Annotated in this window: 5 protein-coding genes; 3 read left to right on the forward strand and 2 right to left on the reverse strand. The window is 61.9% G+C overall.

Annotation, left to right across the window (positions count from 1 at the left end; translation table 11 throughout):
* The 3 genes from BI292_RS06910 to BI292_RS06920 form a co-directional block, all read left to right on the forward strand.
* Positions 1–4,148 (forward strand): amino acid adenylation domain-containing protein (locus BI292_RS06910; protein ID WP_157831218.1); only part of this gene is annotated, 4,148 nt, incomplete at its 5' end.
* Positions 4,149–4,219: 71 nt separating this feature from the next.
* Positions 4,220–5,368: a macrolide transporter subunit MacA gene (gene macA / locus BI292_RS06915; protein ID WP_101207427.1), complete on the forward strand. Its 1,149-nt coding sequence runs from the start codon at positions 4,220–4,222 to the stop codon at positions 5,366–5,368.
* 2 nt (positions 5,369–5,370) lie between these two features.
* A complete protein-coding gene (locus tag BI292_RS06920; protein ID WP_101207428.1) occupies positions 5,371–7,329 on the forward strand; it encodes a MacB family efflux pump subunit in 1,959 nt (652 codons plus the stop codon).
* 15 nt (positions 7,330–7,344) lie between these two features.
* Here the strand turns inward: BI292_RS06920 and BI292_RS06925 are convergent, their stop codons facing one another.
* Positions 7,345–8,049 carry a LuxR C-terminal-related transcriptional regulator gene (locus BI292_RS06925; protein ID WP_101207429.1) on the reverse strand — a complete coding sequence of 235 codons (705 nt, stop codon included), beginning with the start codon at positions 8,047–8,049 and terminating at the stop codon, positions 7,345–7,347.
* Between the two features lie 617 nt (positions 8,050–8,666).
* A partial coding sequence (locus tag BI292_RS06930; RefSeq protein WP_157831219.1) for an integrase core domain-containing protein occupies positions 8,667–8,890 on the reverse strand: 224 nt, incomplete at its 5' end.

Consider the following 8,890-nt stretch of genomic DNA (forward strand, 5'->3'; position numbering starts at 1 on the left):
GCACCACGCTGTACATGATGCTGATGGCGGCGTGGGCCGCGGTGTTGAGTCGTCTGTCCGGGCAGGACGATGTGGTCATCGGTTCGCCGGCCGCCAACCGGCAGCGCGCCGAGGTCGAAGGCTTGATCGGCCTGTTCGTCAACACCCTGGCGGTGCGCATCGACACGTCCGGCGAGCTCGACGTCGCGGCGCTGCTGGCCCGGGTCAAGACGCAGACGCTGGCAGCGCAGGCCCATCAGGACTTGCCGTTCGAGCAAGTGGTCGAAGTCACGCGACCCACGCGCAGCTTGGCGTACAGCCCGTTGTTCCAGACTTCGCTGGCGTGGCACAACCTCGAAAACCCGGCGTTGACCTTGGCGGATTTGCGTGTGGAAGGGCTGGCCGAAGCCAGTCATTTTGCCAAGTTCGATGTGTCGCTGAGCCTCGGCGAAGGGCAGGGCCGGATCAGCGGCGTGCTCGAATACGCGACGGCGCTGTTTGATCAATCGACGGCGCAGCGTTTTGCCGGTTATTTTAATCGGCTGTTGCAAGCGATGGTCGCCAATGACCAAGCGCTGCTGGCGCAGGTGGACTTGCTCGATGAGCCCGAGCGCCGGCAGTTGCTGGTGGATTTCAACGCGACCAGCCGTGCTTATGCGCAAGCGCAAACGGTCCATCAACTGTTCGAGGCGCAAGTGCTGCTGCGCCCCGAAGCCTTGGCGGCGGTGGACGGCGCGCAGCCGCAGGGCTATGCCGCGTTGAGCTATGCCGCGCTAAACCAGCGCGCCAATCAACTGGCCCACCACTTGATCAGCCTTGGTGTGGCGCCGGGCGACAGCGTGGCGATAGTGCTGGAACGCTCGCTGGACTTGCTCGTCAGCCAATTGGCTGTGTGCAAATGCGCGGCGGTGTATGTGCCGCTGGACCTTAATGCCCCGGCCGAACGCCAGGCCTTCATGCTGCGCGATAGCGGCGCCGTGTGCCTGTTGACCCGCAGCGGTCTTGCCAACAACCTTGCCAGCAGCGGCGCGCTGCAACGGGTTGACCTCGACCGGCTGACGCTGACCGGGTTGCCGACGTATAACCCGCAACTGCCGCAGTCTTCGGAAGCGGTGGCGTACATCATGTACACCTCCGGTTCGACCGGCACGCCAAAAGGCGTATTGGTCCCGCACCGGGCGATCACGCGGCTGGTGCTGAACAACGGTTACGCCGATTTCAACCCACAGGATCGCGTTGCGTTTGCCTCCAATCCGGCATTCGACGCGAGCACCATGGACGTCTGGGGGCCGCTGCTCAATGGCGGGCAAGTGCTGGTCATCGATCATCAGACACTGCTCGAACCGGCACGATTTGGCCAAGTGCTGAGTGACGCCGGTGCGACTGTGTTGTTCGTCACCACGGCGTTGTTCAACCAATACGTGCAACTGATTCCCGAAGCGCTAAAGGGCTTGCGAATTCTGCTGTGCGGCGGCGAACGCGCGGACCCGGCGGCGTTTCGGCGTTTGCTGGCGTTCGCTCCAGAACTGCGCCTGGTGCATTGCTACGGACCCACGGAAACCACCACTTACGCGACCACTTATGAAGTGAAATCGTTAGCGGCGGATGCCGACAGCGTGCCGATTGGCCGGCCGATTTCCAACACGCAGATTTATCTGCTGGACGCTTTTCGGCAACCCGTGCCAATCGGCGTTGTCGGCGAAATCTGCATCGGCGGGCAGGGCGTGGCCAAGGGGTATTTGAATCGCCCGGAGCTGACTGCCGAAAAGTTTGTGCCTGATTTGTTCCGCGCCGATCCCGACGCCTTGCTGTACCGCACCGGCGACCTCGGGCGCTGGAACGCCCAAGGCTTGCTGGAATGCATCGGGCGTGATGACGATCAGGTGAAAATCCGGGGTTTCCGCATCGAATTGGGCGAGATCGAAGCCCGGCTGGCCACCGCTAAAGGCGTCAAAGACGTGGTGGTGCTGGCCCGCGAGGACGCGCCGGGGGACAAGCGCCTCGTCGCGTATTACACCGCCGACGACGCGCTTGACATCGAATATCTGCGCACGCACCTGCAAGGTCAGTTGCCGGACTACATGACACCGGCCGCCTACGTGCACCTGGCCAACCTGCCGTTGACCGCTAATGGCAAAGTCGATCGCAAAGCGTTACCCGCGCCGCAGCCAAGCGCAATGTTCAGCCGCGACTATGCGCCGCCCGTTACGCCGTTGGAGCAGAACCTTGCGCGCTTGTGGGCCGACGTGCTGACCCTGCAACAGGTCGGTCGCCACGACAACTTCTTCGAACTGGGCGGCCACTCTTTGTTGGCCGTGCGCCTGGTCAACCTGATGCAAAAATCCGGTTTGCCGGTGACCCTGGCCGAGTTTTTCCAGCACGCCAGCATCGAATCGATGGCCACTCACTTGAGCCAGCGCTCAGGTACGGCTGCCGACGATGAGCATCTGATAAAAGTGCGCGTTGGCGGCAGTCAGCCGCCGTTGTTTCTGGTGCATGAGTTCAGTGGTCAGGACCTGTATTTTCCGGCGCTGGGTCGGCACATCGCCGAAGGCATTCCGGTGTACGGTTTGCCGGGGCTGGCGCTGGGGCAGGAACAGTTGCAAACCATGCACTGTCTGGCGGCGCGGCTGGTGAAAATCATCCGTTCGGTGCAGCCGCACGGGCCTTATCGGCTCGCGGGCTGGTCTTTTGGCGGGGTGTTGGCCTACGAGATTGCCGCGCAGTTGCTCGGGGCTGACGAGACGGTGGAATTCCTCGGTTTGATCGACACTTATGTGCCGCGTCTGGCGGATCAGGGCAAGGCGCGCTGGTCTGACCGCCATGCAGGCAAACGCCAATTGTTGCTGCTGTGCACGCAATACTGGACCGGCCAGGGCGCTGCGGGTGAGGCCGCGCTCGGACAATTGCAGGCCCTTGAGCAATCCCTTGAACAGCTGGATTTCGACTCGTTGCTGCAAACCTGTCGTGAGCAGCAACTGTTGTACCCGCAAATCGCCGCTGCGGCGGACCGCGACGTGCGCCATTACCTGGAACGCGAGGTCGGTCACGGTCATGCCATGGCCCATTACAGCCTGGCGCCGCTGCCGGTGCCGCTGCATCTGTTCGTGGCGCAGGAGCGGCCGCCGGCCTTGGCGCACCTGAGCCAAACCCTCGGTTGGGCCGAGGTGCTGACGCCCGAACGGCTGCAGTGCATTGGTGTGCCCGGCGATCACCAAAGCATGATGAAAGCGCCGCACATCGCCGCGCTGGGGCAAGCCATCAGCGCCGCGATCGAGGCCTCGGCAGCGTGGGTAAAAGCGCAGCCGCCGTCGCGCCATCAACCTTTACTGCCGTTGCAGAACGGTCAACCGGGGCATGCGCCGATTTTCTGCGTGCCGGGCGCGGGCGACAGCGTCACCGGGTTTATCGGTTTGACCCAGGCGCTCGGGCCGCAGTGGCCGATCATGGGCCTGCAACCCCGCGGGCTGGACGGCGAAGCGGTGCCGCACAGCGACGTCGAGAGCGCGGCCGAGCATTACCTCGAAGCGCTGGAACGCCATTACCCAGACGGCCCATTGCACCTGCTCGGCCACTCGTTCGGCGGCTGGGTCGCCTGTGAAATGGCCGCGCGGTTGCAAGCGCAGGGGCGTGAAGTGGCATCGCTGACCTTGATCGACAGCGAATCACCCGGCGGCAACGGCGTGGTCGGCAAGCCGTACACCACCACGGCGGCGTTGCAGCGTTTGATCGAGGCCATGCAACTGGCCAGCGGCCAATCGCTGGGCATCGAACCGGCGCAGTTTGCCGACGCGGATGACGCCACGCAGTTGCAGCAGTTGCACGCCGGCATGGTGCGCGTCGGGCTGATTCCGGCACGTTCGACAGCGCAGTCGATTCACGGCTTGGCGCGCACATTCGCCACGGCGCTGCGCACGGTTTATCAACCGCTTCGGCCCTACACCGGCGCGGTGCGTCTGGTGCTCGCCGACGACCCGACACTGGATGCCGCCGGCAACCAGCGCGAACAAATGGCGATGCTCGAAGGCTGGCGCCAGCACTGTCGCGAGTTGGCGGTATGGCACGGGCCGGGCAACCATTTCACTTTGCTCAAACCCCCGCACGTGTTGCACCTGGCCGCGTGGTGGCGCGATGGCCTGGCGCCGCCGAGCACCGCGCGGATGTCTTGAATGCCGTTCGCTTGAACACAGGCCCGGCCGCTGCCGGTCGGGTCTGCCCTCAACGCTTTTTGTGGTCATTTATGGAAAAGTCGAAGGTACGCAAAATCGGTTTGGCGCTGGGACTGGCTGCGGTGGCCGGGTTGATTTTCTACACCGTGCAGGCGCCGGCCGAGCCGCCGCAATACCTGCTGGCCAGTGTCGAGCGGGCGGACATTGAAAACGCCGTGTTGGCCACCGGTTTGCTCGAAGGCATCAAGCAGGTCGATGTCGGCGCGCAAGTGTCCGGACAAATGAAGTCGCTCAAGGTCAAGCTCGGCGACAAGGTGAAAAAGGGCCAATGGCTGGCGGAAATCGATCCGCTGGTGCTGCAGAACACCTTGCGCCAGGCCCAGGTCGACGAAGAAAACCTGCAAGCGCAACGCCGCGCCACGCTGGCCCAACTCAAGCAGACGCAGGCGGTTTACACGCGTTATCGCGACTTGCAGGAAGACGCCTCGATCTCCCGACAGGATTTCGAATCCGCCGAATCCGCCTACGACGTGCAGCGCGCCAACCTGTTGTCCCTCGATGCGCAAATCAAGAGCGCGCACATTCAGATCGACACCGCCAAGGTCAATCTCGCCTACACGCGAATCGTCGCGCCGATTGACGGCGACGTGGTCGGCATCGTCACTCAGGAAGGTCAAACAGTGATCGCCCAGCAACTGGCGCCAGTGCTGCTGAAACTGGCGGACCTGGACACCATGACCGTCAAGGCACAGGTCTCGGAGGCCGACGTGATTCACATCACGCCGGGGCAGGACGTGTATTTCACCATTCTCGGCGAGGACAAACGCTACTACGGCAAATTGCGCGGCACCGAACCGGCGCCGCAAAACTTCCTCGAAACCCAGACTGCCGGCACACCGAAACAGAACACTGCGGTGTTCTACAACGCGCTGTTCGATGTGCCAAACCCGGACCATCGTTTGCGCATCGCCATGACTGCGCAGGTGCGCATCGTCCTCGATACCGCCACCTCGGTTTTGACCGTGCCGGTCGCGGCGCTTGGGCCGCGCAACAGTGACGGCACATTTCCGGTGCGCGTGCTGGATGCCAAGGGCCAGGCGCAAACGCGCAACGTGCAAACCGGGATCAATAACAACGTCAAGGTTCAGGTCAACCACGGCCTGGCCGAGGGCGACAAAGTGGTGATTGGCGATCCGCTGCCCGCCGTGGCCGGGAGCTGAACATGAGCCAGCCATTACTCGAACTTCAGGGCATCACCCGCAGTTTCATGGCCGGCGAGCGTGAGTTTCTCGCGCTCAAGGACATCAGCCTGACGATCCATTCCGGGGAAATGGTGGCGATTATCGGCGCTTCCGGTTCCGGCAAATCGACCTTGATGAACATCCTCGGTTGCCTCGATTACGCGACGGCCGGCAGCTACAAAATCAATGGCCTGGAAACCCGAGAACTCGACGATCAGGCGTTGGCCGAGCTGCGCCGCGACTACTTCGGTTTCATCTTCCAGCGTTACCACTTGCTGCCGCACCTGAGCGCGATGCACAACGTCGAGATGCCGGCGATCTATGCCGGCACCGCCGAGGTCAAGCGTCATGGCCGCGCCAGGGACCTGCTGGCGCGGCTGGGTTTGTCCGGGCATCTGACGCATCGGCCGAGCCAGCTCTCGGGCGGGCAACAGCAGCGCGTGAGTATCGCCCGCGCCTTGATGAACGGCGGTGAAGTGATTCTCGCCGACGAGCCGACCGGCGCGCTCGACACCACCAGCGGCAAGGAAGTGATGCGCATCCTGCTGGAGCTGCACGCGGCCGGGCACACGGTGATCCTTGTCACCCACGACCCGAAAGTCGCCGCCAACGCGCAACGGATCATCGAGGTCAGCGATGGCCAGATCCTCAGCGACCGGCGCAACGAACGCGCCGAGCAGCCGTTGTCCACCGAGCCATCAACCACGCTCAAACCGAACGGCACGCGGCGGCTGGTGGCGAGCCTCGGCTTGTTCAAGGAAGCGTTCAACATGGCGTGGGTGGCGCTGATTTCCCATCGCATGCGCACGCTGCTGACCATGCTCGGGATTGTCATCGGCATCACTTCGGTGGTGTCGATTTCGGCCATCGGCGAAGGCGCCAAGGGCTACGTGCTCAAGGACATTCAGGCGATCGGCAGCAACACCATCGACGTCTATTCCGGCACCAGTTTCGGCGACAGTCGGGCGACCGCGATTGAAACCCTGGTGCCGGCGGACGTGCTCGCGCTGAGCCAACTGTATTACGTCGACAGCGCCACCCCGGTGGTCGGGCGCAACCTGTTGCTGCGCTTTCGCAACATCGACCTGAATGCGCAGGTCAACGGCGTCAGCGATCAATATTTCAAGGTCAAGGGCCTGAAAATGGCGGCCGGCATTGCCTTCAGCGAAAGCGATGCGCGGCGCCAGGCGCAAGTGGTGGTGATTGACCACAACACGCGTCTGCGGCTGTTCGGTGCCGGGGTCGATCCGCTGGGGCAGGTGATCCTGATCGGCAATTTGCCGTGCACAGTGATCGGGGTCACTGCCGAGAACAAGAACATCTTCGCCGCGAGCAAATTGCTCAACGTCTGGGTGCCTTACGAAACCGCCGCCGGACGTTTGTTGGGCCAACGTTATCTGGACAGCATCACCGTGCGGATCAAGGACGGCCAGCCGAGCAAAGTGGTGGAAGATCACGTCAACAAGCTGTTGCTGCAGCGCCACGGCAGCAAGGATTTCTTCACCAATAACCTCGACAGCATCATGCAAACGGTGCAGAAAACCAGCCGCTCACTGGCGCTGTTGTTGTCGCTGATTGCGGTGATTTCGTTGCTGGTCGGCGGCATTGGCGTGATGAACATCATGCTGGTGTCGGTGACCGAGCGCACCCGCGAGATTGGCATCCGCATGGCGGTCGGCGCCCGCCAATCGGACATTCGTCAGCAGTTTCTGGTGGAAGCGGTGATGGTTTGCCTGATTGGCGGGGTGATCGGCATTTCGCTGTCATACGCCATCGGCTATCTGTTTTCGCTGTTCGTCAAGGAATGGCAAATGGTCTTCTCGATGGGCTCGATCATCACCGCATTTGCCTGCTCGACATTAATCGGCATCGTTTTCGGTTTTGTCCCGGCGCGCAACGCGGCGCGCCTGGACCCGATTGAAGCGCTGGCGCGCGATTGAGCACGAGGTATGCGCTCAGGCCAGCGTGAAGGACGTCTCGGTGGCCGCGCGGTCCTGCGCTGAATACATCCAGCGTTTCAGCGAATGGCGGCCACTGATGCCCATTTTTATCGCGGCGCGCTTGAGGTAGCTTTCGACCGTATTGGCCTTGAGGTTGAACTGCTGCGCCAACTCGGGCGCGGTGCTGCCGGCGAGCAAGCCGATGCACACTTCCAGTTCGCGATTGGACAGGCGCAAACCGGACTGCACCAGGCGCTCGGAAAAACGCTGGCGCAACACGTCGAGGCGCTGGCCTTCGCTGCTTGCGGTCGCGTGTTCGAGGCCGATGGCGGCGTGGTGCAGGGCGGCGACGTGTTTTTCCACCATCGGCAGCAGCAGCGGGGCGAAACCTTCGAAAAGCCGTCGATCCTGCGCGGAAAAGTCCGCAGCGTGCGGCGATCGATGCACCGAGACCAGATAACGCACATTGCCGTCGCGGCGGCTCATGTGCAATTGCGGCGAAGTCTCGGTGGTGGGCAGCGACGTCAATTGCGCGCCGAGCCAGCAGCCGCAGGTTTGCGTTTGCAAATGCCCGTGGGCGTCGACGTTGGTTTGCGAAATGTGCGTGGCGTCGATGGCCAGGCGGGTGAGCATCAGCTCGTGGAGCATCTGCGCAAAACCGCGCGTGCCAGTGCTGGCAATGACTCTGCCAATGTGCGGAAACAGAATTTGTGTATTCATCATTTCATCCGTGAGTTTGAGGTGTTGAGGTCCAGGTCCTTTTGCGCGATTTGATGAGGTAAACGGCACGATTGCCGATCACGCCGACGATGCGGCTGCTTCGTATCCTAGTACAGAGCGGCGTAGGAGGTAGTGGCAAAATGATTTTTTTGCACTGATTTGTAGCAGCGTGCTGTGGAGCGGGGGTTGATTGCATCAGGCGAGATTGGTGCTGGATGGGCGGCCGTCATCGCGAGCAGGCTCACTCCTACATTGAATCTGCGGTGAACACGGTTTTGTGATCGACATGCAACCCTGTAGGAGCGAGGCTTGCCCGCGAAAGCGGTGTGTCAGTCGAGATTGATGTTGGCTATGCCACCGTCATCGCGAGCAGGCTCGCTCCTACATTGAATCTGCGGTGAACACGGTTACGTGATCGACACGCAACCCTGTAGGAGCGAGGCTTGCCCGCGAAGACGGTGTGTCAGTCGCTATCGATGTTGGATATGCCACCGTCATCGCGAGCAGGCTCACTCCTACATTGAATCTGCGGTAAACACGGTTTTGTGATCGACATGCAACCCTGTAGGAGCGAGCCTGATCTGGTCAAGTAATCCTGGACACCAATTACGGTTTTTTCACGCCGCCATTTTCTCCATGGCGACCGGTGATCGGTAATCGTTGTAGCTATGGAGCCTGAAGTTGTTGTAGCGCACCACGTAGCGCTGCAAATCAGCCCGGGCTTCATACTCCGAGCGGTAACCGGCTTCAGGCACCCACTCTGATTTCAGACTTCCAAAGAAACGCTCCATCGGGGCGTTATCCCAGCATTCGCCTTTACGACTCATGCTTTGCCGCAGTC

The sequence above is a fragment of the Pseudomonas sp. 43NM1 genome (assembly GCF_002836905.1).
Classification (GTDB): Bacteria; Pseudomonadota; Gammaproteobacteria; order Pseudomonadales; family Pseudomonadaceae; genus Aquipseudomonas; species Aquipseudomonas prosekii.